This is a genomic window from Streptomyces sp. NPDC002018, assembly GCF_042890865.1.
In the GTDB taxonomy this organism is placed as follows: domain Bacteria; phylum Actinomycetota; class Actinomycetes; order Streptomycetales; family Streptomycetaceae; genus Streptomyces.
In genome coordinates, this window is record NZ_JBIASO010000027.1 from 46,936 (window position 1) to 70,388 (window position 23,453).

The following is a 23,453-nucleotide window of genomic DNA, read 5'->3' on the forward strand; positions in this document are numbered from 1 at the left end:
GGGGGCCGGGGCGGGTCAGCCAGGGAGCCGGCCGCCGCCGCGCAGTTCCCAGCGCCGTTCCGCGTAGGCGAGATCGTCCCGCCACAGCCGCTCCGCGACCGCGCGCATCAGGGGGCGTACGACGGGCGCCGCGGCGCGTACGGCCGCGAATCCGGGGCGGTGGGAGACCGCGACGACCGCCTCCACCACCGCCGTGCGCGGCCGGCCCCGGTCGTCGGGGCCCAGCGGGGTGGCGTGACTCTCCACCACCGATCCCCGCCCCTCGCCCCTGATGATGCGCATGACGACGGTCCGGGGTTCCGGGGCGCTGAAGACCGCCCGCACGGGGACCACCGCTCGTCCCGCCACCTTGAAGGACACATCGACCGTGAAGCCGTCGTGGTCGCTGTCGCCCTCGCTGTCGCCGTTGTCGCCGGCACCGCGACCGTCACTGCCGTCGCCGTCGCCGCCGTCCGGAGTTCCGACGACCGCCAGGTCGACGAACGCGTACGGGTGGAACCACGCTCCGTGCCACGGATCCAGCCGGTTGGCGATCACATCGGCCGGCTCACAGCGGGCCGAGCCGGTGTACACGGTCGCCACGGCGTCCGCCGCGCGGGGCCTGGCCGCGATCACCGGGCGGGGGAGCGGTGCCTCGCCGCCGAGCCGGTCGAGACGTACCCAGGCCAGGAGCCCGTCGTCGTAGGAGGGGAACGGCTCCCAGCCCGCCGTGGGCCGCCCGTTCAGGGCGAGCCCGTGCCAGTGACAGACCAGCCGGCCGCAGCGCACCCTGCTGTCCCTGAGGGGCGCGCCGAGATGCGGACAGGCCCCCGGACCCGTCAGCAGCCGCCCGGAGCCGTCCCGCCAGGCGACCACCTCCACGCCGCGCACACTCCGGCCGAAGGGCCGACGGTCCGTCACGGCGCTCGCGGGGCCGAGCACGTACCAGTTCCCGGAGGGCCGGGCCTGCGCGCGCTTCAGGGCGTCGGTGATCAGCGCCGGGTCGGCGTCGGGCCAGGTGGGACGCTGTCGGTCCCAGGCGACCGGGGCGCGCCGGAGCCGCAGAGGAGAGCGTCCGGGCCGGCGCCCGCCGTCGCCGTTCATACGAGCCCCTCCCGCAGCCGGTGGCGCGCGGGTACGGTCCCGCCTCCCACCGCCGACATGCTCGCCGTCGCGGTCGCCGTCGCCGTCGCCGTCGCCGTCGTTCCCGTTCCCGTTCCCGCTCCTGTTTCTGTTCCTGTTTCTGTTGCCGCTCGTGCTCTCGCTCTCGCCGTACGGGCCGCTCGCATCCGTCGGGCCGTCACCTTCACCAGTCCGTCCAGGACCACCGCCGCACGCCGTCGCCGGGGCACGACGGCCCGTCGGTGCAGCACGGCGTAGCCGTCCTCCTCCACGGCGTCGAGGATGCCGCCGTACAGGACGCAGGCGGTACGGACACAGGGCCGGGAGACCGGGTCCAGCAGGGCGAGTCCGGGCAGCGCGGTCCGGTAGACGTCACGGGTGAGCGCCGCCGCCGCGCGGAGCGCCGAGGTGATCCGCGGATCACGGCGTCCCGTACGGCGGCTCCACACGAGCAGTTCGCGGTCGGCGCCGTGCGCGGCCAGGAGATCCGCCGGCAGATAGACCCGGCCCCGGTCGAGATCCTCGCCGACGTCCCGCAGGAAATTGGTGAGCTGGAAGGCGACGCCGAGGGCCGCCGCGTGCGGGGCCGCCTCCTCCCGTGGTCCCACCGTGCCCAGCACCGGCAGCATCTGAAGCCCGATCACCGCCGCGGACCCGTGCATGTAGCGGCGCAGATCTCCGTACGTCGGATAGTCCGTGACATACAGATCACTGCGCATGGCGGTCATGAAATCGGCGAAGTGCCGGTGGTCGATCCCGTAGACGAACGCGGTGTGGGACAGGGCACGGACCACCGGCTCCGCGCTGTCGCCGCCGCTCAGCCCGGTGACCAGCCGCAGGCGGAGGTCACCCAGCAGACGGGCGCGGTCCCGGGGGGTGGCGGGCCGGCCCAGGTCGTCCACGATGTCGTCGGCCCAGCGCGCGAAACCGTAGAGGGCGTGCACCGCCGGCCGGCGTTCGGCCGGCAGCAGTCTGGTGGCCAGGAAGTATGTCTTGCCGTGGCGGGCGTTGAGACGGCGGCAGTGAGCGTACGCGGAGCGCAGGAGGGGGTCGTGGATCCCGGCGGCGTCCAGTTCACGGTCGGTCATCAGGGGATCCTCGCTGTCGCTGTCGCTGTCGCTGTCGGCGTCGGCGTCGCTGGCGCTGGCGCGGAACGGGGCGCGGGCCCCTGAGCCGGCCGGGACAGGCCGGTGCCGCAGACGCGCGCGGCCGCGAGCTTCCCGGAGATCAGGACGGTCGGCACGCCCACACCCGGTGTCGTGCCGCATCCGGCGAGCACCACGTTCTCCGTACCGTTCACCAGGTTGCGGGGCCGGAAGGGCCCGGTCTGGGCGAAGGTGTGGGCCGCGGAGAAGGGCGTGCCCGCGGCGTGCCCCTGGGCGGTCCACTCCACCGGTGTGACGAGGTGTTCCTCCTCGACGGCCGACCGGATCCCGGTGAGTCCGCGGTGCTCCAGTTCGGTGAGCAGGCTGTCGCGGTAACGCGGCCCCAGCGTGCGCCAGGCGTGGACGCCGGGCCCGGTGTCGGTGTTGGGACACGGCGCCAGGATGTAGTGGAGATGGCGGCCGGGCGGGGCGAGCGAGGGGTCACTGGCGGTCGGCCGGGTGATCAGCAGCGACGGGTCCGTCATCAGGGCGCCCGCGCGGGTCAGTTCATGGAAGGTGCGCTTCCAGGCGGAGCCGAACGAGAGCGTGTGATGGGAGAGTCCGGGCCAGGTACGGTCCGTGCCCAGATGGAGGACGACCGCCGAGGGCGCGTGGCGCAGCGCCAGGGGACGGCGGGGGGCGCGGCCGAGCAGCCGGTAACTGACGGGCAGATCCGGGGTGAGGACGACGGCGTCGCAGGGGATGCGGTCCCTGTCGGTGACGACGGCCGTGATCCTGGAGCCGACGCGCTCCAGCCGGGTGACGTTCTGGCGGTAGTGGAACACGGCGCCGGCGCCGGCCGCCGCGTCCGCCATCGCCCGGGGCAGGGCGTGCATTCCGCCGCGCGGGAAATAGACCCCGGCCACCGTGTCCATATACGCGATGACGGCGTAGGCGGCCAGGGCGCGCGCCGGCGGCACACCCGCGTACAGGGCCTGGAAGGAGAAGACCCGCCGGAGCCTCTCGTCGGAGAGGAAGCGGCCGACCCGCGCGTCGAGCCGGCCGAAGCCGCCGAGGACCGCGAGCCGGGCCAGGTCGGGGTGGAGGAGGCGCAGGGGAGAGTCGAAGTTGGTGTCGATGAAGCGGCGCATCTGCACCCGGTACAGCTCTTCGAGCCAGCGGCGCAGCCGCCGGTACCCCAGCGCTTCACGGGCGCCCGCGAACCGTTCGATCTCGTCCTCCATGGCCGCCGCCCGGGTGTGGACGCCGAGCGTGCTGCCGTCGGCGAACCGTGCCCGGTAGGCGGGATGCAGCGGCATGATCTCGACCCGCTCGTGGAGCGAGTCGCCCACCGCCGCGAACGCCTCCTCGGCGATGTCCGGCATGGTCAGGACGGTGGGACCGGTGTCGAGCCGGTAGCCGTGGCGGTCGACGCGCCCCGCTCTGCCGCCCGGCCGGTCCGCGCGTTCGACGACGGTCACCCGCCGTCCCGCGCCCAGCAGATGCAGCGCGGCGGACAGCCCGGCCAGTCCCGCGCCCACCACCACGACATGATCGGTGCGTCCGGGCAGGGTCCTCATGGCGTACCGCCTTCCGCGTGGGTGGCGGGGGCCGGTGTCACGGGCGGTCCGTCGGGCGGTTCCTCCCCGCCGGGACCGGCGGCGGTCCCCGTCCCTCCGGTCCCGCCCTCTCCGCAGGGCGTGGGGACTCCGGCGACCGCGTGGAGGAGTCCGTACAGCCGCCGGCCCGCCGTGGGTTCCACCGCGGCGGCGGCGAGATGGCGCGCGCTGTGGGACATCAGACGCACGATCTTCGTCTCGACCATCGTCCGGGCGCCGGTCGAGACGAGGACGGACCGTACCCGGTCCAGACCGGCGTCGGTCAGCAGCGCGTCGCCACGGGCGCTCTCCAGGACGGCCACCGACGCGCGGTCCCCGTCCGCCTCGGCGCGGGCGTGGGCGACGGCGATCAGATAGGTGAGCTTGCCGCGCCGGATGTCCTCGCCGGCCGGCTTCCCCGTGTCCCGGGGATCGCCGAACACACCGAGAAGGTCGTCGCGGAGCTGGAAGGCGAGACCGGCGCACCGGCCCGCCGACCGCAGGGAGCGGGTCGTACGGGCATCGGCGCCGGCGAGCACGGCACCGAGGTCCAGGGGCCGTTCGACCGAGTAGAGCGCGCTCTTGAGCCGGGCGATCCTGATGGCCCGCGCCGCTGACCAGGGCGCGGACCAGGAGGAGGCGGCCTGGCCGAGGACGTCGAGGTATTGGCCGGCGACCATCTCGGTTCTCATGACCCGCCAGACACGGCGGACCCGGTACCGGGTCGGCGCGGGCAGTTCGATGTCCTCGGCCAGGTCGTCGGCCCAGGCCAGCGCCAGATCGCCGAGGAGGATGGCCGCGGATCTGGCGAAGGACTCGCGGGGGCCGCCCGCCGGGACCGCGGCGTACTGCTCGGCGATCTCGGCGTGCACGGAGGGTTTGCCGCGCCGGGTGGCGGAATCGTCCATCACGTCGTCGTGCACCAGCGCGCAGGTCTGGACGAGTTCGAGTCCGGCGGCGAGCTGGAGCGCGGCGCCCACCCTCACCTCGCTCGCTTCGCCGCAGGCCCGCATCCCCCACCACAGGAACTGGGAGCGGGTGCGCTTGCCTCCGCGCAGGGTGAAGCGCGCGAGGCGCCGCGCGATGTCGTGTGCGAAGGCGTGATCGGTCGCCTCGGACTCGGCCAGCCGTTCGCGCAGCGCCTCCTCCAGTACGCGGCCGACGGCGCCCGGGACATCCGCGTCGACCGATTCCGGGTCGCCGGAGAGGGCCGGCGCGGCGTCGGGCGTGGCGGGCTGTTCCCCCGCCCCGGTACGTCGCATCGCGCCTCCTCCCGGGCGGTTTCCCGTGGTTGTGACGGCCGTCACGCGTCCCGACCAGTCGATCACGGATGGGAGGTATGTGCGGCTCGGGCGCGTCCGGCCAGGGAGAGGCCGAAGCGGTGAGCCGACGGTCCCGGCGGTCGCCGAGCGGCGCTCGTCGCGAGCCGTACGGGGGGGTGGGGGGGGACGGCACGGCCGTCACCCGCACGGGACGCCGGTGCGGGTGACATGGCTCGGGTGGAGGTCCTTCGTGCCAGGGGGTTACGCGTGCCGGGGGGTTACGCGTGCCGGGGGCTCACGCGGTGCCGAGCGCCCCGCGCAGAACGGTGATCGCCTGGGTGATGGCGGCCTCGGCGGCGTACGTGCCGCGCAGGGCGTTGAGCATCACGAAGTCGTGGATGACGCCCTGGTAGCGGGCCGCGGTGACGGGGACCCCGGCCTGGCGGAGCTTGTTGGCGTACGCCTCGCCCTCGTCGCGCAGGACATCGGCCTCCGCGGTGATGACCAGCGCCGGGGGCAGGCCCGTCAACTGCTCGACGGTGGCCCGCAGCGGGCTGGCGGTGATCCGGGCGCGATCGGCCGGGTCGGAGGTGTACTGGTCCCAGAACCACTGCATGGCGTCGCGCCGCAGGAAGTAGCCCGTGGCGAACTGCTGGTAGGACGGCGTGTCGAAGGCGGCGTCGGTGACGGGGTAGAACAGCACCTGCTGCACCAGCGGGAGATCGCCGCGCTCCTTGGCCAGCAGCGTGAGCGCCGCGGCCATGTTGCCGCCGACGGAGTCGCCGGCCACGGCCAGCCGGGAACCGTCCAGCCCCTTGGTGGCGCCCTCGTCGACGATCCAGCGGGCAACGGTGTAACTCTGCTCGACGGCGACGGGGTAGCGGGCCTCGGGGGAGAGGTCGTACTCGGGGAAGACCACGGCGGCTCCGGCGCCGACGGCCAGTTCACGGACGAGACGGTCGTGGGTGTGGGCGTTGCCGAACACCCAGCCGGCCCCATGGATGTAGAGCACCACCGGCAGGGTGCCCGTGGCACCGGCGGGCCTGACGACGCGTGCCCTGACCGAGCCGGTGGGGCCCCCGTCGACGGTGATCCACTCCTCGTCCACCTCGGGCTTGGCGATCTCACCGGACTGGACCTCGTCGACCGTCTTACGGCCTTCGACGGGCCCGAGGTCGAAGAGATACGGCGGGTTGGCGGTGGCCTCGGCGAACTGGGCCGCGGCCGGTTCCAGTACGGGTGCGGTGGGCGCGTGGTCGGACATGACGGGCTCCTTCGAGGGGGTCCGGCGGATCCCGGAGGCGGGGTCCGCCCTCGACCAGAAACCTAGCCCACGATTACCTCGTGCACAAGGTAATCGTGGGCGTTGAAATCGCCTTCACGGTCGGGTACGGTGCCCGCAGGCCGGGTGACGCCGTGCGCGGCCGTGCGATCGAGCGAAGGGCGGCGCGTGATGAGTCCCACCGGTGAGACCGCGAGCCGGCCGGAGTTCAGCCTGCTCCTCGACGACCAGCTCTGCTTCGCGCTGTACGCGGCGTCCCGCGCGGTGACCAACCGGTACCGTCCACTGCTGGAACAGCTCGGGCTGACCTACCCCCAGTACCTGGTCATGCTGGTCCTGTGGGGGAACGGGCCCGTCCCCGTCAAGGACCTGGGCGCCGCCCTCCAGTTGGACTACGGGACGCTCACCCCGCTCGTCAAACGGCTGGAGACGGCCGGGCTCGTACGGCGCGAGCGGCGCCCCGACGACGAACGCACCGTTCATGTCAGCCTCACCGAGCAGGGCGACGCACTGCGTGAGCGCGCCCGTGCCGTCCCGAACGCGATCGGGGACGCGATGGGACTGTCGCCCGAGGAGTTCGACCAGGCGAAGACCCTGCTCCGGCGGCTCACCGCCCATGTGTCCGCGTCGCCCGGGGCGGGCGCGGGCGACGAACTCTGAGGAGACGGCACACCGTCGCGCTCCCGCACCCGCACGCCCTGCCGCACCCGCACCTCTGCCGCACCCGCACTCCCTCCCGCACTCACACCCCCCTCCCGCACTCACACCCCCCTGCCACACCGGCACTCCCTGTCACACCGGCACTCCCTCGCACCCGCACTTCCTCCCGCGCCCGAGCCGTCCGGCGGAGCCGTACCGCGCCCGAGGTGTTCCCACCACCGGACGCGACCCCGGTGAGGGCGTCGGCACACCTCGGCACGGCGCCCCCGGTCGGACAGGCTTGACCCGGACCGGAAGCTCAGGCACCAGAGGGAGAGACAGTGACCGTGTCGTTCGATGAGGGTGCGGCCGTACGCGAGGTGGCGCGTGCCCGCTGGCGGATGGCGGTCGGTGAGTCCGGCGACCTGCGGGAGGCGGCGACAAGAGAGCTGGCGGAGGCGCTGTTCGCGTCCTTCCCGCGACGGGACCAGCGACAGAAGGGCGAGCAGTATCTGCGCGGGATGCTGAACACCCCGGGCCGCAAGTCCATCCGTAACATCGCGGCCCATGTGGGCGGTCCGGCGGCCGAACAGGGTCTGCACCACTTCATCAGCAGCTCCACCTGGGACTGGAAGCCCGTACGGGAGGCACTGGCCACCTATCTCGCGCGGCTCGGCCCTCCGCAGGCATGGGTGGTGCACCCCCTGCCGATTCCCAAGGGGGGCGATCTGTCGGTCGGCGTGGACGACGGCTTCGACCCCTGCCTGGGCACCTTCCGGGGCCAGCAGGCCTTCGGGGTGTGGTACGCCTCGCGGGGCCTCAGCACCCCCGTGAGCTGGCGGCTGTTCCTGCCCGGCTCCTGGATACAGGACGAGAAGCGGCGCCGGCGGGCCGAGATCCCGGACGGGACGGGGGAGGAGACGCTGGAGGAGTGCGCGACCGCGGCGGTCCTGGACGTCCTGGAGTCCCGGCGGGTGCCGTCGCGCCCCGTGGTGCTGAACACACAGATCGGCCATGTCACCGCCACCATGGGCAGGTTCACCCGGGCCGGGGTCCCGGTGATCGCCCGGGTCAGCGACACGGCCCGGTTCGTCGTCCATGACCCCGCGCTGCCCGGACACACCGGTGGCACGCTCTCCGCCCAGCAGATCGCGGCGGCGGCCCGGGGCCTGCGCCGGCGGGTGGGCCCGGCCGAGCGCCCCGGGACGGCCGCCGCCGGTTCCGGCGGGACGCTGGCGGTGGCCCTGACGGTGGAGGCGGTCGGCGCCCCGGCGGGACGGCGCAGGGCCGGTCCGGGCGACGAGAGCGGGGATCTGGTGCTGCTCGGCGAGTGGAGCGGTACGCGCAGCGCGCCCGACGCCCTGTGGGTGACCAATATGGCGTCGATGTCGACCGGCGCCCTGCTGCGGATGACCCGGCTGGGCGGCACGGCATGCAGTGAACTCACGGCGGGCGGTCAGGACGTGGGGCTGAAGGACTTCGAGGGGCGGTCGTTCAACGGCTGGCACCGGCACATCACCCTCGCGTCCGCCGCTCACACGGTCGCGGCCCTGACCGAGGCGGCCGTCCGTCCGCCGGCCTACTCGAACCGGTCGGCCTGAACCGCCGGGGGAGTCGGGGCGCTCGGCCGGTAGACACTGTGCCGGGCGCGCTGGAGACGCAGCGCGAGCTGGATCTCCAGCGCGGTCGCGGGCTGCTGCCACTCAGGACCGAGCAGTTCGGTGACACGCTCCAGCCGGCGGGCGACCGTGTTGGTGTGCACGTGGAGCTCCTGCGCGGCATGGGTGGGACTGCCGCCGGAGGCGAAGTAGGCGTCCAGGGTGCGCAGCAGCTCCGTGGAGCGCTGGGCGTCGTACTCGACGACCGGTCCCACGGCCGAGGCGATGAAGGCGTCGACATCATGGTCGTCCGAGAGCAGCAGCCCGAGGAATCCGAGGTCCCCGGCGGCCGCGGCACCGCCGGCGCCACCGAGCGCGACCAGTGTGTCGAGACTGCGCAGTGCCTCCTGGTACGCCTTGCCGACCGACGCCAGATTCCGCACCGGGCCCGCCGCGCCCGCCGAGACGGCGTGCCCCAGTAACTGGGACAGTTCGTCGACGGCCGCCCTGGCGGCGGCCGACGCGTCGGAGCCGGGCAGGAGCAGCACCAGGCACTCGCCCCGGAGGGTCTTGAGGCCCGCGAGCCGGTAGGCGTAGGAGGAGCCCCAGACCGAGGCCTCGCCCTGTTTGCCGCCCTCGGGCCGCAGGGCCACCACCACATGGGGGGCGGTGGGATCGAGCCCTAACCGGCGGGCCCGCTCGGCGAGATGGCGCGGGCTGTGGGCGGCGCCGGACAGCAGATCGCCGAGGTACTCGTCACGGGCCGGACCCGCCGCCGCGGCGAGGTTGTGCCGCAGGAGCAGCGCCATCGCGACGGTCTGGGCCGTGAAGTAGAGCAGCCGCCGCCCCTCGTCGCTCAGCGGACCCGTGCTCCGGCAGATCAGGACTCCGGGCCCTTCCACCCCGGTGGTGACATGCGCCGCCCACAGATTCTCCGCCAGTTCCACGACGGAGGTGGCGGCCCGGGAGCCCACCATGGCACCGACCAGCGTGGCCGTGTCGATGTCCGGGACTTCCCCGGTGCACGCCAGAGCCTGCCCCCGCGCGTTGCGCACCATGAGGCCGGCGCCCAGCGCGGTCGCCGCGACCCGGACGAGATCCTGCGGATCCGCGCCTTCCAGGCACATGACGGACAGGGTGGTCTGCACCTCCGCCAGGGAACGGCTCTCCGAAAGAGCCGCGCTGACACGGGAGTTCTCGGCCCGCGTCCGGTCCAGCTCCGCCCGCACCCGGTCCGCACGGCGGGTCGCGTCGATGACCGAGGCGGACAGATCGGCCAGGGACCGCAGCAGACTGACCTCGTCCGGTGAGAAGTGCCGGACGGCCCGGGACGCCCCGTACAGTGCTCCCACGGTCTGGCCGTCGTAGGTCATCGGCACCGCCAGGATCGCGTGCAGGCCTTCGGAGTCGACGACCCGGTCGATGGCGTCCGAGTGCGGGAACCGCTGGTCGCCGAGGTAGTCGGGGGTCCAGAACGGGGCGCCCCGCTCCTGGGCCATGTCTCCGAGCCCCAGCCCCGGGCCCATCTCCAGCCCCACATTGAGCGCCGTGGTGTCTCCGTCGGACTTGTGCACATAACTGCCGCCGGTCGGGAGGCGGAGGCTGACATACGCCATGTCGAAGTCGAGCAGCCGTCTGGCGTGGCGGGTGACGACATTGAGCCGGCCGTCCAGCGAATTCTGGAGGGTCATGTCCTGGAGGACGTCGACCAGCGCGGCCAGCCCGGACTGGCGCCTACGCCGCTGCTCGGTCCTCGTCCTGATGTCGAGCGCGATACGGACCGCGCGTTCGAGACGGCTCAGCCCGGCGTCACCGGGCGATCGCTGCTGAGCCTCCCGCAACAGATCCTCGAAGCTTCTGGCGGGCGCCTCGTCGGCCAGAAGCTCCAGGATCGCCAGCACCTGGGAACCGGCCGTCGTGTCCTCGGAGTTCATCCGTTCCCCCTAGGGCCTCTCGTCTGGATCCTGCTGGGCTCGCGTGCCCCGGCACCGGGCCTCGCGGTGTTGGTCGGCGGAGGGAGGGAGCCGACGCTCCGCGTGGGCTCCCCCCTCCGCCTTGCGATCCATGGCACCGGACCCCGCTCCCCGACCCAGCCAGATCCAGACGAAAGACCCTGGGCCCCGAAGCCAAGATCATTAGTTGGACTTTAGTTATGCGATTAACGCGGGTCAAGCCGCGCCTTCCCGAACGGCATTCACCCCGGTGCCCGGACCACCGTATGAACGGCCGCGGTTGTCGCCGGGCTACCTTCGGACTACGGCGGCCCTCCGAAATGATCGCGGCCGGGCCGGACGGAGAATGAAGTCCGAGGGATTACAGGGGCGGGGATGACAGGAATCACGAGTTATACGAGTTCGCTCGCCCGAAGCAGGGCATCACAGACGAGCGCGGACCGGCCGGATGTATTCACCCTGGCCGGCCGTGAATGGGATCTGCTGGACGGGGTCTTCGCTCCGGTCCACTCGCCCACGACCGGGGTCGCCCTGGAACTGCTCGGGCTCTCGGGAACGGGCGAGCCCGCGTTCCGCCGGGACGGGACCTTCCTGGAGATCGGGTCCGGCACGGGTGTCGTCGCGGTCTCGGCGGCGCTGGCCGGCTGCACCCGGGTGGTGGCCACGGACATCACGGCCCAGGCCGTGCGGAACACCGCCAGGAACGCCCTGCGGCACGGCGTCGCCGACCGGCTGACCTCGTTGCGCGGCGACCTCTTCGAGCCGGTCGGGGAGGGAGCGCGGTTCGACACCGTCTACTGGCACTCCAACTATGTGCTGGCGCCGTCCGAGTACGAGTACCAGGCCGACCACGAGCGCGCCTATGTCGACCCCGGCTACCGTGCGCACCGCCGCTATCTGGCCCAGGCGCCCGGCCTGCTGACGGAAGGCGGCACCGCCCTGCTCCAGTTCAGCGAGCGCGGCGATCTCGGTCTGCTGCGGCGAATCGCCGAGGAATGCGGACGGACCCTGCGGCCGGTGCGCCGGGGGCATTTGGCCGAGCGCGACGAGACGGTCGAACTCGTGCTTTACGAAATCTGTAGGAAGAATTGACGTCGTCGTTCGTGTCGATCGACGCGTCGGCCCTCCCGGTGCTTCCCGCCACCGACGGAATCACCGTGCGGACACCGATGACCGGCATGACGATTCTTGCCCTCATGACCTCTTTTCCGCCCGGCGGAGGTGGCGGTGCGGGGAATCCGTCGCGGTACGCGACGGCGAGGCCGTGGCGCGCGGCCGTCGGCCGTTTCGCCCGGCCGGGCGCACTGGTCACCGGTGGCGCGGTCCTGGTCTGATCTCCTGGTACGTCGACTCCGCTACCCGTACGGACACTTCACACTCTCCGGAGGCCACCATGTCCAGAGGCAGGTCGGAAACGCTCACCGGGGCGATCGAGATCCCGTTCCCGGAGTACGACAACCCGCCCCCCGGACCGTCCGGACTCTTCCGGCACTGGTACGACACCGCCGCGCGGGTCGGGGTACGTGAACCCACGGCGCTGGCCCTGGCCACCGCCGACAAGCGGGGCCGGCCGTCGAGCAGGATCGTCGCGGTGAACGAGATCACGGACGAGGGCATCGTGTTCGCGACCCATCTCGGCAGCCGGAAGGGGCGTGAGATCGGTGAGAACCCCTGGGCGTCGGGCACCCTCTACTGGCGCGAGACGAGTCAGCAGGTGGTGGTCAGTGGCGCGGTGGAACTCCTCGGCCCCGAGCGGGCGGACGAGAAATGGCTGAGCCGCCCGGTGTTCACCCACCCCGCGTCGGTGGTGTCCCGGCAGAGCGAGGAACTGGTCGACCTCGTGGCCATGCGGGCCGAGATCGCCCGTCTCGCCGCGATCGGCGGCTCTCTGCCGCGCCCGGAGGGCTATGTCCTGTATCTGCTGCGGTTCGACACGGTCGAGTTCTGGGCCAACGGCGAGGACCGGCTGCACCAGCGGCTGTGTTACGAGCGCGCGGACGAGGGCGAGGGGTGGACCGTCCGGCGGCTCCAGCCCTGACCGGCGGGCCCGGGGCCGGCCCGGGGCGCCGGGCGGTGAACCGGTGAACGCGCGGGTGAGCGCCGATGGGCGCCCCCGCGCCGTCCGCGTACCGGGGTGGTGATGCGGTGGTGATGCGGTGGTCCGCGTACCGGCCCGCGTCCGCGTACCGGCGCCGCGCACTCCGCGCACCGGGCCGTCCCTCGGGCCCCGCTGTCCCCGGATCCGCCCTGTCCGGAGGACTTGACATAGTTTCAGGCGGGCCTTCGCGGCCTTCGCGCACCCGCGCATAATTCCCGGTGTGAGCGATCGACAGGGGGCCGGGCCGTCCGGCGGAACGGTGACATCACACATGTCTCCAGGCGTCCGCGGGAGCACGGACGGCGCATCCGCCTCCGCCAGGGGACCGCTGAGCGGGGATCAGCCCACCGCGGCGGACCGTCTGCGGCTGCTGGAGAAGCTCTGCGACCCGGGCACGACCGATGTACTGGCCCGGATCGGTGTGGAGCCCGACTGGAACTGTCTCGAACTCGGGGCAGGCGCGGGGTCGATCGCCTACTGGCTGGCCGACCGTACGCCCCGGGGCCGTGTCGTCGCCGTGGACCTCGACCCCCGGTTCATCGACGCCGACCGCGCGCCCCATCTGACGGTCTCGGCCGAGGACATCGCGGAGCAGGACCACCCGGCCGGATCGTTCCAGCTCATCCACGCCCGATCCGTGTTCCTGTACCTTCCGCGGCGCGAGGAGATCGTCGAGCGCGCGGTGCGCTGGCTCGCCCCCGGCGGCTGGCTCTTACTGGAGGACGTGCGCTTCCTGCCCGCCTCGCAGTCGCCGCACCCGGCCCGGCGGCAGGTCAACGGCGCCTGGCTGGCGGCGCTCGCGAAACAGGGGATCGACCTGACGTGGGCGGACCGTGTCCCCGAGGTGCTGGCCGACGCGGGCCTGGAACAGGTCCGCGTCTCGGTCGCCCCCGGGCCCGGCGTCGACACGGTCCAGGGCGAACTGCTCCGTCTTCGCGCGGCGCGCGGCGCCCGGAACCTCGACGGGGCCGGACCGGTGAGCGCCCCCCAGGCCGTCGTGGCCGGTGAACTGCTCAGCCGCCTCCCCACTCCCGACGTGCCGACATCCCTGCATGCGGTCTGGGGGCGGAAACCGATGCCGTGACACACGGGGTCCGACCACCACCACGGCTCCGCCCGGTCCTCATGGCCGATCAGGCCGGGGCCTGCCACCGGACGTCCGGACCGCCTGCTGCTCCACTCCCCCGCTGTGGTGCGCGGTCCGGGCCATCTGCCCGTGGCCGGTGCCCCCGCCGCTCTGTCGGCGGACCGGCGCCGGCCACGGGCCCTCGCGGACCGCTCCCGGGCAGCGGCGTTCCCGGGCAGTTGCGTTCCCGCCGCGCGGCCCTTCGGTCAGTCGTTGTCGGTGAGGCGGTAACGCGCCCACAGGGGAAGGGCGAACCAGCACAGCAGGTACCAGGCGACCACGGTGGAGACCAGCCACGGTACGAACCCGTTGTGGGTCGCCGCCCGGAGGACCAGGAAGAGCGCGGACGTCAGGGTGGCCAGCAGCAGGACCATCCCGGTGAACGTCAGCCTCGAAGCCCACACGACCGCCTGGGGTTTGATGCGCCGTCCGGAGACGATCCGGTGGAAGGCCACGGGCCCGATCAGCGCTCCCGTGGCGAGCGCGCCGAGTACCACGGTGACAATGTAGATGGTCTTGTCGGTCTGTTCGAGGCCCTGGAAGTGCGGGGTGAAGACCACGGTCAGCAGGAATCCGAAGAGGATCTGCACGCCGGTCTGCGTCACCCGTATCTCCTGGATGAGTTCCTGCCAGCGCCGGTCGGCCCGCTCGTCGGCGGTCTCCTCGCGGCCTCTGCGCGCACGGGTGTCCGACCGGGGCTCCGGGGAGCTGGTTTCGACGGATGCGTCACTGGTGTTCACTCGTCCTCCGGGAAGTAGCTGCTCGGTGCCGTCCGTCTACCCCCGCCTTCGAACATGAGACCTGGAGGGGCCGGTTCCCGGAGTACGGCGACGGCGTCCGTCACCGCCGCGACGGGGTGCGGCGGACCGCCAGCGCGAGCGTGTCGTCGGCGTGCAGGACGACGGTGTGCATGTCGGCGGCGATGGCGCCGGGGATGTCCTGGACGGGGCGGTGCCGGTGCCGGCGGGCGCTGCGGACGAGGCGTCGTTCGCCCTCCCGCGGATCCCGGCGGCTCTCGACCAGACCGTCGGTGTAGAGGAGGAACAGATCGCCTTCGCCGAGCCGGGCGTGCAGCAGTTTCTCGCTCCCCGGCAGCGGATACCCGACGCCCCGGCCACGGACCTCCAGATACTCGGCGGTCCCGTCCGTACGCAGGACCAGCGCGGGCGGGTGGCTGCCGTTGGCCAGCAGCAGTTCACCGGTCGACGGGCTGAGCCGGGCCAGCAGGACGGTGGCCATCAGCTCGGGGTCGAAGGGGACGAGGATCTCATGGGTGCGCGCGACGATGGACTGGAGCGGATGGCCTTCCAGGGCGAGGGTGCGCACGGCGTGGGTGACGTTCAGGGCGCTGCGTGTGCTCCGTACCCCGTGGCCCAGGGCATCGACGACGGTGATGTGGACCGTTCCGTCGGGCAGCGGGAACCAGTCGTAGAAGTCGCCTCCGGTGGGGGCGTCCGTACCCGCCGGGGCGTAGTGCACGGCGAGTTCCAGACCGTCGACCGTGATGGGCGGGGGCCGCAGGGCGTCCTCGAGTTCGCGCAGGGTCTGGCCGTGCGCCGTGCGGAGCTGTTCGTCGCGCTCGTCGAGCTGGACGTAGAGGGCGAGGACGCCGCTGTTGGTCTCCGCGAACTCGTGCTTGAGGCGCCGGTGTTCGGCGGTGAGCGCGTCCACATGGGCGAGCGCGGCCCGGAGTTCCTCCTCCAGGGCCGCCGTCTCGCCCCGCGCGGCGGCGGACGGGACGCCGGGGAGGGCGCCGTCCGCCCGCGGGCCGGTGGGGACGCGCCAGACGGTGGCCCCGTCGGGCGCCGTCTGCGCGGGCAGGGGCAGCGCGGCCGTGCCCTCCGGCGGGTGCGGGGCACGGAGCGTGACGGACAGGAGAGGGGTGTCGGGGGCGGTCCCGTTCTCCGGGGCCGTCTCCAGCGCGACGGAGCGGCCCGCGAGGAGGTGGGGGGCGGCCAGGGCGGAGACGGACAGTACGAGGCGGGCCCGGGTCTCGGCGGGCAGCCGGTGTGCCTCGCTGATCCGGCGCACGGCCCGGCGCAGCCGTGGCAGGGAGTGGAAGACGCGGGGGGCGTGGGGGAGCGGATTCACGAATGTCTCTGCCGGGGGGTGAGGGCCAGGACCGTCGCGTCGTCGCGGCTGATCCGGTGGCTGTGGGCGAGCGCGGCGGTGAGCAGCGACGGGGGCAGGCGCAGCAGGAAGGGCGAGGGGGACCGTGCCCACCGGTGGTCGATGCCGTCGGTGTGCAGGACGGCGGTGGCGCCGGGTTCCAGCGCGAAACGGTGGACCGGCGTCGCCTGGAGGCTGAGGCCGGCGACGCCGGGCAGGCCGGTGAGCCGGTGGTGGATCTCGTCGCGGGTACGGACGAGCGCGCGGACATTGCCGACACCGCAGTACTCCGCCCGGTCCTGGCCCAGCCGCAGCAGGCCGACGGCCGCGCCGCGGGTGCGGCGCAGCGCGCGGTGCACGCCCGTGAGGATCTCGGGCAGGGGCAGGTCGGGAGCGCGGCCGAAGGCCCGCAGGGCCGTGTGCGCGGGCTCGGCGGCCTCCGCTCCATGGCCGAGGCCGTCGACGACGATCGCGGTGCGGACCGTGCCGGTGTCGATCACGGCGTAGGCGTCGCCGCTGGTCTCCTCCCCGTCGGCCGCGAGGCAGACGGCCGCCACGTCCTCGTGGGCGGGGCGCGGCCCGCCGGGCGGGGCGAGCCGGGCGCCGGCGAGAGTGCCGCTGCCCGGCTCGCTGCGGATGGTGAAGGCCGTCGCTATGCGTCCGACCGCCCCCAGCCCCGTGCCGAGGGTGTCCGTGGTGGTGTAGCCGTCGGTCAGACACCGGCGCAGATCGAGGATGCCGGGTCCCCGGTCGGCGGCGAGGATCTCCACTCCCGTACCGACCGCGAGGGGCTGGAGGAAGAGGGCGCCGTCGGTGGCGTGCTTGGCGAGATTGCTGCCCAGCTCCGAGGCGACGACCGCGGCCCGGTCGGGCATCGCTCCGGGCAGTCCGGAGTCCCGGGCCAGGGCGCGGGCCGTCTCCGCCGCGAGATGGACGGCGCTGTAGTGGTCGATACGGATGTGCGCGGTCGGCCGGGCCACGGGAAGTGTCACCGTCCGGCCCACCGTGTGGCGACGACGGTCGTGCCCTGCCCCGGCGCGGTGCGGATCTCGAACTCGTCCATGAGGCGCCGTGCGCCGCCCAGTCCGTGTCCCAGCCCCGCGCCCGTGGTGAAGCCGTCGGTGAGGGCCGCCTCCACATCGGGGATGCCCGGTCCCTCGTCCCGTACGGTCAGCCGGATCCCGGCGGCCCCGGAGCGGGTCGGGCTCTCGATCGTGAGCGTGCCGCCACCGCCGTGGATGTAGGAGTTGCGGGCCAGTTCGCTCGCGGCGGTGACCACGCGGGTCTGGTCGACGATGCTGAAGCCCGCGTCGAGCGTCGCCGCCCGTACGGCGTGCCGGACCGCCAGCAGGTCTTCCTCGGTGCGCACGGCGTGCACCGTGGCCGGCGCCGCCGTCATCTCCACGGCGCGGCGGCCGTCCGCGGCGGCGCGGCTGTCCGTGGTGACGACGGTGGCGGGGCCGGCTTCCCCGGTGCGGGTCACGCGAGTGCCCCCTCGGCAGGCGGTGAGTTCCGGCGCCAGCCCAGAGCGGCCATACCGTGTTCGGCGTTGAGCGCGGTCTCCACGCCGGTCAGCCGGAGCCCCAGCTCGACCAGGGTGATGGCGACCGGGGGACGCATACCGGAGACGATCACGCGGGCGCCCAGCAGCCGCGCCATGGTGGTCAGTTCCATCAGTGTGCGGGCCACGAAGGAATCGATGATCTCCAGACGGGAGATGTCGATCAGGACACCGCGGGCGCCGTCGCCGCTGATGCGCGCGGTCAGTTCCTCGCTGAACGCCACGGCCGACCTGTCGTCGAGTTCATTGAGCAGGCCGGTGACCAGGACGTCGCCCAGGCGCAGGATCGGCACACCCGCCGCGGACGGGCCGTTCACCGGTCCGCCGGCCGGCCGGGGCGCGCGACGGCGCCCGAGGTCAGCTCGACCGCGGCCGACAGGGCGTCGGCGAGGGTGGCCCGGGTGGGGATGGTCGAGAGGTCGATGCCCAACTGGGCGATGGTCTGGGCGATCGGCGGTCTGATACCGCTGATGAGGCAGTCCGCGCCCATCAGCCGTACGGCGTTGACCGTCTGCATCAGATGCTGGGCGACCGCCGTGTCCACGGTGGGGACGCCGGTGATGTCGATGATGGCGACGAGCGCCTCGTGTTCCTGGATGGCCTGGAGCAGGTTCTCCATGACCACCTGGGTGCGTGCCGTGTCGAGCGTGCCTATCAGAGGTACGGCGAGCACATGACGCCACAGACGCACCACGGGGGTGGAGACCTCCAGCAGCTGCCGGCTCTGTCTGCGGATGATCTCCTCCCGTCCCTCCACATAGGTCTCGAAGGAGAGCGCGCCGGCGCTGTCCAGCAGCCGGTTGACGAACAGGGCGGAGCCGAACAGCTCACCGTCGTCGCCGGACCGCCGCTGCACGGCCTCCAGCAGCGCTTCCTTGAGCGCCAGCACCGCGAGGGAGGTGTCCGTCGGGCTCATTCCCCCGCGGGCCCTGCGCAGGGAGAGTTCGGTCACCGCCCGGTGCAGCTCGCGCCGGCCGCTGACCACATGCTCCACCGGCACCCCGCTGTCCAGTCCCAGACTGAGCGCTCTGATGAGGGCGTCGGCCTCCTCCCGCAGCTCGGCCTCGCCCGTCCCGTTCCTGTGGGCGGACTGCCGCATCTGAAGATGCACCCAGCGATCCGCGATCGCGTCGGCCTCCGTGCGCAGCGCGTCGGCGACGTATTCCCGTGCGACGGCCTCGGTCGTACTCAAGCCGTTGTCCCTCCTGGTCGACAGCCGGTGCGTGACGCTCGCGCCCTCGGGCCGCGCGCACCGGCCGCGGCCCTTGACCCGCATCCGCCTTTGTTGCCGTGTGGCAAATGTCGGTCGGCGCAGTCAACCACGGGAAGCGCCGATACCCCAGCGCCCCTCGCGGGCCCGGAGTCCCCGGGCGCGATCCGCCTACCCCCAGGTGGCGGGGCTGAAGCCGGACGGACCCCAGGAGACCGGGCAAGCCGGTCGGACGAGGAGCGGGGGCGGTGCGTGGGGGAGGCGCGTGGGGGTGGGGAGGGGAGGGGAGTCAGGCGGGACGGGCCGTACGGTCCCTCTCCGCGCGGCCGTACGCCGGGGACACGGCGTCCACCGCCCCCCGGAAACCGGTCAGTCCCTCCGTGAGCGCCTTGCGGGTCGCGGGCGGCAGTGTCGCGATGGCCGCCAGCAGCGCTTCCTCGCGGCGGGTGCGCAGACCGAGGAGATAGGACGCGCCGCGGCTGGTCAGCCGCAACTGCCGCTCCCTGCGGTTCACCTCGCTGGGGGCCCGTTCGATGAACCCGAGAGCCTGGAGACGGTCGCAGAGCCGGCTCGCCGAGGAGGGCGCCGCGCCCAGTGCCTCGCCGAGCGTGCGCAGATTGATGCCCTCACCGCGCTCCAGCACATACAGGACGCGTAGCTGCGACGTCGACACAGGGGCGGGGGAGACCGCGTCCCGTCCCCGCTCCCACAACATCTCCAGCAACTCGATGACCTCACGTGCCGCCTGCGCCGCCTGCGCGGCCTCGTGAGATTCGCTGTGCGAGGCAGAGAGATCCGCACCCATACCGTGACACTCCGAACGCCTTGCCGGTCCGAATGATCCGGACGGCTCCTTGCTCCTCTGTCGCAGCTCTCCAAGAAAGTAGTCGTGTACATGGTGTACAGCGGAATGCGCCGCTGCGGGGCCCGCCCTGAGCGGCGCCGCGTCTCACAGCCCCGTCGACATCGTCCGTGCGGCACAGACGGGACATTTCGGAGCGAGCGGCGCCAACCTGCTCAGGACTCAGGCCATGACCATACTCCAGCCGGTCGATGTCCTTCCATACACCGCGCGCCGCTTCCGCTCCCCACCGGCCCGCTCGCTCGCGCCCCGTCCTCGTGCCGTTCCGACCCCGCGGTCCTCGTGCCGCCCTGACCCCTGTACAGGACGGACCAGGACCTCGTCGCGCGGCCCCCGTTCCGGGGGCCCGGCCGAGCGGGGTCAGTCGGCCGCGTGCGCGCCGAGCACGAGGCCGGCCGCCTCCTCGGCCCGGGGAGCGAGCGAGGGATCCTCCTCGACGCAGCGCAGGAACGCCTCCCTGGCCTCCGTTCCGCGATCCAGTCTCAGCAGGCAGATACCGAGCTGGAGTTGGGCCTCCGGATCGCCGGTGGCCTCCGAAGCGGCGGACAGATCGGCCAGCGCCTCCCGGGGGCGGCCCGCCTCCAGATACGCGACTCCCCGGTTGAACCGGACATCGGGGGCGTCCACCAGACTCAGCGAGCGGCCGAAATCGCCGATCGCGCCCAGGAGATCGCCGCGCTCGTAGGCCACCGCCCCCCGGGCCGCCCAGGCCGGCGCGTAGTCGGGGTGGTCGCCGGTCAGACCGGTCAGCGCCCGGTGGGCGGCCTCGGTGTCCGACACCGCCAGCAACTGGCCGCGCAGACACCGGAGAGGGACGTTGTCCGGGTCGAGTCCCAGTCCGCTGTCGATGTCCTGGCCGGCTCCGGCCAGATCCTCCGTCGCGTACCGCAGGCCCGCCCGGTTGACATACGCGTCCACCCGCCCCGGGTCGAGTTCGATGGCGTAGCCGAAGTCCGCCAGCGCGCCGGGGACATCGCCGAGTTCCAGCCGCGCGTCCGCGCGGTTGTACACCACCTCGGGGAAGGGCGGGGACAGGGCCATCGCCCGCTCGTAGCAGACGATGGCATCGGCCGGACGGTCCAGACGGCGCAGCAGATTGCCGCGGTCGAAGTGGTATTCCGGGTGGTTGGAGTCGACGGCGATGACATCGTCGAGGTCGGCCAGCGCCTCCTCGTACCTCCCCAGGGCGATGAGCACCTGTGAGCGGTTGTGCTTGAGCACCGAGCGGTGCAAGGCGTGTTCGGAGGCGCCCAGGCTCCGGTCCAGCCACTCGATGCCCTCGCTGACCAGCCGCAGCGCCTCGTCGAGTGCGCCCTCGTGGACGGCGACCAGGGCCAGGCCGTTGCGGTTGAAGACGGTCTGGAAGGCGCGTTCCCCCGGGTCCGGGATCGCCTGGGCGAAGGCCACCGCGGCGTTGGCCCAGGCCCGCGCGGTCGAGTGGTCCTGCTCGTCACGCGGGAGATACCGGGTGTGGATCATGGCGGTCGCGTAGGCGGCCTGCATGTGCACCCTCGAGCTGTCGGTGGCGGCGCGTGCCCCCTCGTACAGCACCAGGGCCTCGTCGGGGCGGCCGAGCGCGGCCAGGGAGGTGGTCTTCTTCGTGGTGAACGCCCACCAGTCCCCGCGTGCCGAGGCGGGGTCGACCAGGGCCAGGCCCCGCTCGGCGTAGTCCACCGTCGCGTGGTAGTAGCCCAGGTCCACACAGGTGTCGAGCGCCGTACGCAGAGCGGTGACCCCGGCGCCGTACGGATCCCCGCCGTGTTCGCGGTGGTACGGGACGGCCCCGAGGCCGAGCGACGGTTCACCGGCGGCCAGGAGCACTTCGGCGCGCGCGTCGTGCAGGGCGGCCCGGCCGGCGGGAGCGAGACGTTCGTAGGCCTCGCGCAGCCGGGGGTCGTCACCGGTGCCGTCACCGGCCACCCACCGCTCGGCGAGGTCCCCCGCGGGCAGCGGTGGCAGGGGTGTGTCCGGCCCGGTGATCACGTGTGCGTACCGCTCCAGGGCCGGACCGAGAGGCTCCGCGAGCGGGCCGGGCGGAGTGTTCAGCTCGTCGGCCGCGGTGGCGAGCCGCAGCCGCAGCAGACCGGGATCGGCCCGGCGCAGCAGGATCGCGAACAGCTCCTGGTCGGTGGGGTCCGCCTCGTGCAGATTGTCCACGAGGAGCAGCCGGGGACCGCCGCCGAGTCCGCGCAGATGACCGTGGAGGAACTCGGTCAGACCGTGCGCGATCCGTACCGTACGCAGCCGCGAGTAGAAGCGGGTCCGCTCCTTCGGTACGGCCAGCGAGGTCAGGGTCTCCCTCGTGGCCGGTATCACGCCACGCAGTTCCGGGGTGAGCGCGAGGATCTCCGTCTCATGGGCGGCGACCAGGGCGGGCCGGTCCCGCAGCGCCCCGGGCACCACCGCGCGCAGCAGGGCCCCGCCCGCCGAGTAGGGGCCGCGCAGCCGCCGGTGCGCGTCGAGGACCGCGAGCACCGGCACCTCGGCCCCGGCGGCGAGCAGCCGGCGCCGGTCGTGCCGATGGCGGGCGCGGATCCACTGGTGCGGTGCGTCGGACACGGCTGCTCTCCTACTCGCTGACATGACGGGGCGTCGACTTCCTGGCCCGCCGGGCGCGTACGGCCAGCACGCCCACGATGCCGAACTGGATGACGTTGAGCGCCACGAGCGTGGCCGAGTCGGCCAGCTCCGCGGGCGCGGCGTCGCCGGTCAGCCGGCCGAGGACGCCGGTGAGGAACTGGTACGCCAGGGGCAGCCCGGCCACCACCAGACTGGTGAGCATCACCGCGTAACCGATGACCATCAGCCAGCTGTACCACTGGGCCGCCTTCCGGTCGGCGGGGCTGAAGACCGACTCGTCGACCAGCCGTTCCGCTCTGCCGCGCAGCCGGTGGTAGCGGTTCTTCATCACCTGTACGGAGGTGCCGTGCAGATCGGTGCAGCCCAGCACCGTGGTGACCAGGTAGTAGACATCGGTGCGCAGATAGAAGTACATCTGCCAGACCATGCGCAGGACGGTGCTGAAGGCCAGCGCGAGACAGACCCTGCCGAGCGCGGAGAAACTCCCGTCGGACTCCCGGGTGCCCGCGGCGACGAGGACCAGCGCCGCCCAGATCACGGCGTCGGCGCCCAGCCCGGCGAGCATCGGCAGATATCTCTTGCCGCGTTCGACGACGACCAGGCCGTCCATCGAGGTCTCCAGCACCACGAAGTACAGACGGCGCCCGATCGACAGACGGGTCCGCAGACCGAGCCGGCGGCCGGCCAGCGCGTGGGCCGCCTCGTGCACGAGCATGAGCGGCACCTGGCCGACGAACAGGCCGAGTTCGACCACGGTGTAGTACTCGGAGAAGAAGATGTGCCGGTAGTGCGGCGCGAGATCCGTGCGCAGTACGGCGGCGGTGACGGCGGCGGCGAACAGCAGGGCGTACACCGCCGCGGCCGGCGGGGAGAAGACGGCCTTCCCGAACCGCTGCCAGCGTACAGGCCCCTCGTCCGCCCGCGCCCCGGCGGCCGGACCCGGGCCGTCCCGGCCCGGCTCACCGGGGCCCCCGGCCGGCAGCCGCATCAGGCCCATCTCGCCCAGCTCGGCGACGAGTCCGGCGACATCGGCTTCCTCGCCGTAGGTCGTCTCGTACCACCGGGCGGCCTCGCGGGGGGTGTCCCCGGCGGCGAGACGGCGCACCAGCTCCGCCCCGTCGGACGGCAGGATCACATACGCGTCGATGTCCGGACGTCCCAGTGTGGTCGTCTCGCCCTCGTCGAGATAGACCAGCGGATGCACGGTGACCGGCAGGTCGAGATCGACCTCGCCGGGACCGTACTCGACAGTGCCACTCATGGCGGGTTCCTTCGGCGATCGGGGGGTGGGGGCCCCGGCGGGGGGGGGGGGCCCCCCCCCCCCCGCCCGGCGGGGGCGCGGGGGGGGGGGGGGGGGGTCCCGCGGGAAAAGTTTTTATGTGTTATGGGG

The 23,453-nt window shown here is 72.9% G+C and carries 21 protein-coding genes; 6 read left to right on the forward strand and 15 right to left on the reverse strand.

Going from position 1 to position 23,453, the window contains the following annotated elements; translation table 11 throughout:
* Positions 1–15 precede the first annotated feature (15 nt).
* The 5 genes from ACFYYH_RS31225 to ACFYYH_RS31245 all read right to left on the reverse strand — a co-directional run bounded on the left by ACFYYH_RS31225 (position 16) and on the right by ACFYYH_RS31245 (position 6,310).
* Complete coding sequence (locus ACFYYH_RS31225) at positions 16–1,083, reverse strand: DUF5914 domain-containing protein (protein ID WP_388558159.1); 1,068 nt, start codon at positions 1,081–1,083, stop codon at positions 16–18.
* Positions 1,080–2,189, reverse strand: coding sequence for a phytoene/squalene synthase family protein (locus ACFYYH_RS31230; RefSeq protein ID WP_388558162.1), 1,110 nt, complete (start codon positions 2,187–2,189; stop codon positions 1,080–1,082). Before ACFYYH_RS31230 ends, ACFYYH_RS31225 begins: the two co-directional genes overlap by 4 nt.
* Positions 2,189–3,766: a phytoene desaturase family protein gene (crtI, locus tag ACFYYH_RS31235; protein WP_388558165.1), complete on the reverse strand. Its 1,578-nt coding sequence runs from the start codon at positions 3,764–3,766 to the stop codon at positions 2,189–2,191. The genes ACFYYH_RS31230 and crtI overlap by 1 nt, the downstream gene beginning before the upstream one ends.
* Positions 3,763–5,046, reverse strand: coding sequence for a polyprenyl synthetase family protein (locus ACFYYH_RS31240; protein WP_388558168.1), 1,284 nt, complete (start codon positions 5,044–5,046; stop codon positions 3,763–3,765). The genes crtI and ACFYYH_RS31240 overlap by 4 nt, the downstream gene beginning before the upstream one ends.
* Positions 5,047–5,341: 295 nt before the next feature.
* Entirely contained in the window at positions 5,342–6,310 is a 969-nt protein-coding gene (locus ACFYYH_RS31245) for an alpha/beta hydrolase (RefSeq protein WP_388558171.1), read from the reverse strand.
* A 189-nt stretch (positions 6,311–6,499) separates the two neighbouring features.
* Between ACFYYH_RS31245 and ACFYYH_RS31250 the strand changes: the two genes are divergently transcribed.
* Complete coding sequence (locus ACFYYH_RS31250; RefSeq protein WP_388558174.1) at positions 6,500–6,988, forward strand: MarR family winged helix-turn-helix transcriptional regulator; 489 nt, start codon at positions 6,500–6,502, stop codon at positions 6,986–6,988.
* A gap of 326 nt (positions 6,989–7,314) precedes the next feature.
* The gene (locus tag ACFYYH_RS31255; protein ID WP_388558177.1) at positions 7,315–8,568 is read left to right on the forward strand and encodes an IS701 family transposase; all 1,254 of its coding nucleotides are present in this window, start codon (positions 7,315–7,317) and stop codon (positions 8,566–8,568) included.
* Here ACFYYH_RS31255 and ACFYYH_RS31260 read toward each other — a convergent pair.
* Positions 8,547–10,499, reverse strand: a complete 1,953-nt coding sequence (locus tag ACFYYH_RS31260; protein WP_388558180.1) for a helix-turn-helix domain-containing protein — start codon at positions 10,497–10,499, stop codon at positions 8,547–8,549. The genes ACFYYH_RS31255 and ACFYYH_RS31260 overlap by 22 nt on opposite strands.
* Before the next feature lie 393 nt (positions 10,500–10,892).
* Here ACFYYH_RS31260 and ACFYYH_RS31265 point away from each other — a divergent pair, with 393 nt between their 5' ends.
* From ACFYYH_RS31265 to ACFYYH_RS31280, 4 genes are all read left to right on the forward strand, one after another.
* Positions 10,893–11,609, forward strand: coding sequence for a 50S ribosomal protein L11 methyltransferase (locus tag ACFYYH_RS31265; RefSeq protein ID WP_388558183.1), 717 nt, complete (start codon positions 10,893–10,895; stop codon positions 11,607–11,609).
* Positions 11,610–11,713: 104 nt separating this feature from the next.
* Positions 11,714–11,851: a hypothetical protein gene (locus ACFYYH_RS31270; RefSeq protein ID WP_388558186.1), complete on the forward strand. Its 138-nt coding sequence runs from the start codon at positions 11,714–11,716 to the stop codon at positions 11,849–11,851.
* Between the two features lie 59 nt (positions 11,852–11,910).
* The gene (gene phzG, locus ACFYYH_RS31275; RefSeq protein ID WP_388558189.1) at positions 11,911–12,555 is read left to right on the forward strand and encodes a phenazine biosynthesis FMN-dependent oxidase PhzG; all 645 of its coding nucleotides are present in this window, start codon (positions 11,911–11,913) and stop codon (positions 12,553–12,555) included.
* Between the two features lie 331 nt (positions 12,556–12,886).
* Positions 12,887–13,699: a class I SAM-dependent methyltransferase gene (locus ACFYYH_RS31280; protein WP_388558192.1), complete on the forward strand. Its 813-nt coding sequence runs from the start codon at positions 12,887–12,889 to the stop codon at positions 13,697–13,699.
* A gap of 248 nt (positions 13,700–13,947) precedes the next feature.
* Here ACFYYH_RS31280 and ACFYYH_RS31285 read toward each other — a convergent pair whose 3' ends face one another.
* The 9 genes from ACFYYH_RS31285 to ACFYYH_RS31325 all read right to left on the reverse strand — a co-directional run bounded on the left by ACFYYH_RS31285 (position 13,948) and on the right by ACFYYH_RS31325 (position 23,324).
* Positions 13,948–14,481: a DUF6328 family protein gene (locus ACFYYH_RS31285; protein ID WP_388558194.1), complete on the reverse strand. Its 534-nt coding sequence runs from the start codon at positions 14,479–14,481 to the stop codon at positions 13,948–13,950.
* 100 nt (positions 14,482–14,581) lie between these two features.
* Positions 14,582–15,832: a PP2C family protein-serine/threonine phosphatase gene (locus ACFYYH_RS31290; protein WP_388558197.1), complete on the reverse strand. Its 1,251-nt coding sequence runs from the start codon at positions 15,830–15,832 to the stop codon at positions 14,582–14,584.
* Entirely contained in the window at positions 15,829–16,842 is a 1,014-nt protein-coding gene (locus tag ACFYYH_RS31295) for a SpoIIE family protein phosphatase (protein WP_388558200.1), read from the reverse strand. Before ACFYYH_RS31295 ends, ACFYYH_RS31290 begins: the two co-directional genes overlap by 4 nt.
* On the reverse strand, positions 16,839–17,249 hold the full coding sequence (locus ACFYYH_RS31300; RefSeq protein ID WP_388558246.1) for an anti-sigma regulatory factor: 411 nt from the start codon (positions 17,247–17,249) through the stop codon (positions 16,839–16,841). Before ACFYYH_RS31300 ends, ACFYYH_RS31295 begins: the two co-directional genes overlap by 4 nt.
* An 80-nt stretch (positions 17,250–17,329) precedes the next feature.
* Entirely contained in the window at positions 17,330–17,728 is a 399-nt protein-coding gene (locus tag ACFYYH_RS31305; RefSeq protein WP_388558203.1) for an STAS domain-containing protein, read from the reverse strand.
* Positions 17,725–18,603, reverse strand: coding sequence for an STAS domain-containing protein (locus ACFYYH_RS31310; protein ID WP_388558206.1), 879 nt, complete (start codon positions 18,601–18,603; stop codon positions 17,725–17,727). Before ACFYYH_RS31310 ends, ACFYYH_RS31305 begins: the two co-directional genes overlap by 4 nt.
* A 307-nt stretch (positions 18,604–18,910) precedes the next feature.
* A complete protein-coding gene (locus ACFYYH_RS31315; protein WP_388558209.1) occupies positions 18,911–19,426 on the reverse strand; it encodes a MarR family winged helix-turn-helix transcriptional regulator in 516 nt (171 codons plus the stop codon).
* Between the two features lie 417 nt (positions 19,427–19,843).
* Positions 19,844–22,042: a tetratricopeptide repeat protein gene (locus tag ACFYYH_RS31320; protein WP_388558212.1), complete on the reverse strand. Its 2,199-nt coding sequence runs from the start codon at positions 22,040–22,042 to the stop codon at positions 19,844–19,846.
* 10 nt (positions 22,043–22,052) lie between these two features.
* A complete protein-coding gene (locus ACFYYH_RS31325) occupies positions 22,053–23,324 on the reverse strand; it encodes a hypothetical protein (RefSeq protein WP_388558214.1) in 1,272 nt (423 codons plus the stop codon).
* Positions 23,325–23,453 lie beyond the last annotated feature (129 nt).

Excerpts from the sequence above, each read along its gene's own strand:
- ACFYYH_RS31225 (WP_388558159.1), bottom strand. The coding sequence starts at position 1,083 with ATGAACGGCGACGGCGGGCGCCGGCCCGGACGCTCTCCTCTGCGGCTC.
- ACFYYH_RS31230 (WP_388558162.1), bottom strand. The coding sequence starts at position 2,189 with ATGACCGACCGTGAACTGGACGCCGCCGGGATCCACGACCCCCTCCTG.
- crtI (WP_388558165.1), bottom strand. The coding sequence starts at position 3,766 with ATGAGGACCCTGCCCGGACGCACCGATCATGTCGTGGTGGTGGGCGCG.
- ACFYYH_RS31240 (WP_388558168.1), bottom strand. The coding sequence starts at position 5,046 with ATGCGACGTACCGGGGCGGGGGAACAGCCCGCCACGCCCGACGCCGCG.
- ACFYYH_RS31245 (WP_388558171.1), bottom strand. The coding sequence starts at position 6,310 with ATGTCCGACCACGCGCCCACCGCACCCGTACTGGAACCGGCCGCGGCC.
- ACFYYH_RS31250 (WP_388558174.1), top strand. The coding sequence starts at position 6,500 with ATGAGTCCCACCGGTGAGACCGCGAGCCGGCCGGAGTTCAGCCTGCTC.
- ACFYYH_RS31260 (WP_388558180.1), bottom strand. The coding sequence starts at position 10,499 with ATGAACTCCGAGGACACGACGGCCGGTTCCCAGGTGCTGGCGATCCTG.
- ACFYYH_RS31265 (WP_388558183.1), top strand. The coding sequence starts at position 10,893 with ATGACAGGAATCACGAGTTATACGAGTTCGCTCGCCCGAAGCAGGGCA.
- ACFYYH_RS31270 (WP_388558186.1), top strand. The coding sequence starts at position 11,714 with ATGACCTCTTTTCCGCCCGGCGGAGGTGGCGGTGCGGGGAATCCGTCG.
- phzG (WP_388558189.1), top strand. The coding sequence starts at position 11,911 with ATGTCCAGAGGCAGGTCGGAAACGCTCACCGGGGCGATCGAGATCCCG.
- ACFYYH_RS31280 (WP_388558192.1), top strand. The coding sequence starts at position 12,887 with ATGTCTCCAGGCGTCCGCGGGAGCACGGACGGCGCATCCGCCTCCGCC.
- ACFYYH_RS31300 (WP_388558246.1), bottom strand. The coding sequence starts at position 17,249 with ATGACGGCGGCGCCGGCCACGGTGCACGCCGTGCGCACCGAGGAAGAC.
- ACFYYH_RS31315 (WP_388558209.1), bottom strand. The coding sequence starts at position 19,426 with ATGGGTGCGGATCTCTCTGCCTCGCACAGCGAATCTCACGAGGCCGCG.
- ACFYYH_RS31325 (WP_388558214.1), bottom strand. The coding sequence starts at position 23,324 with ATGAGTGGCACTGTCGAGTACGGTCCCGGCGAGGTCGATCTCGACCTG.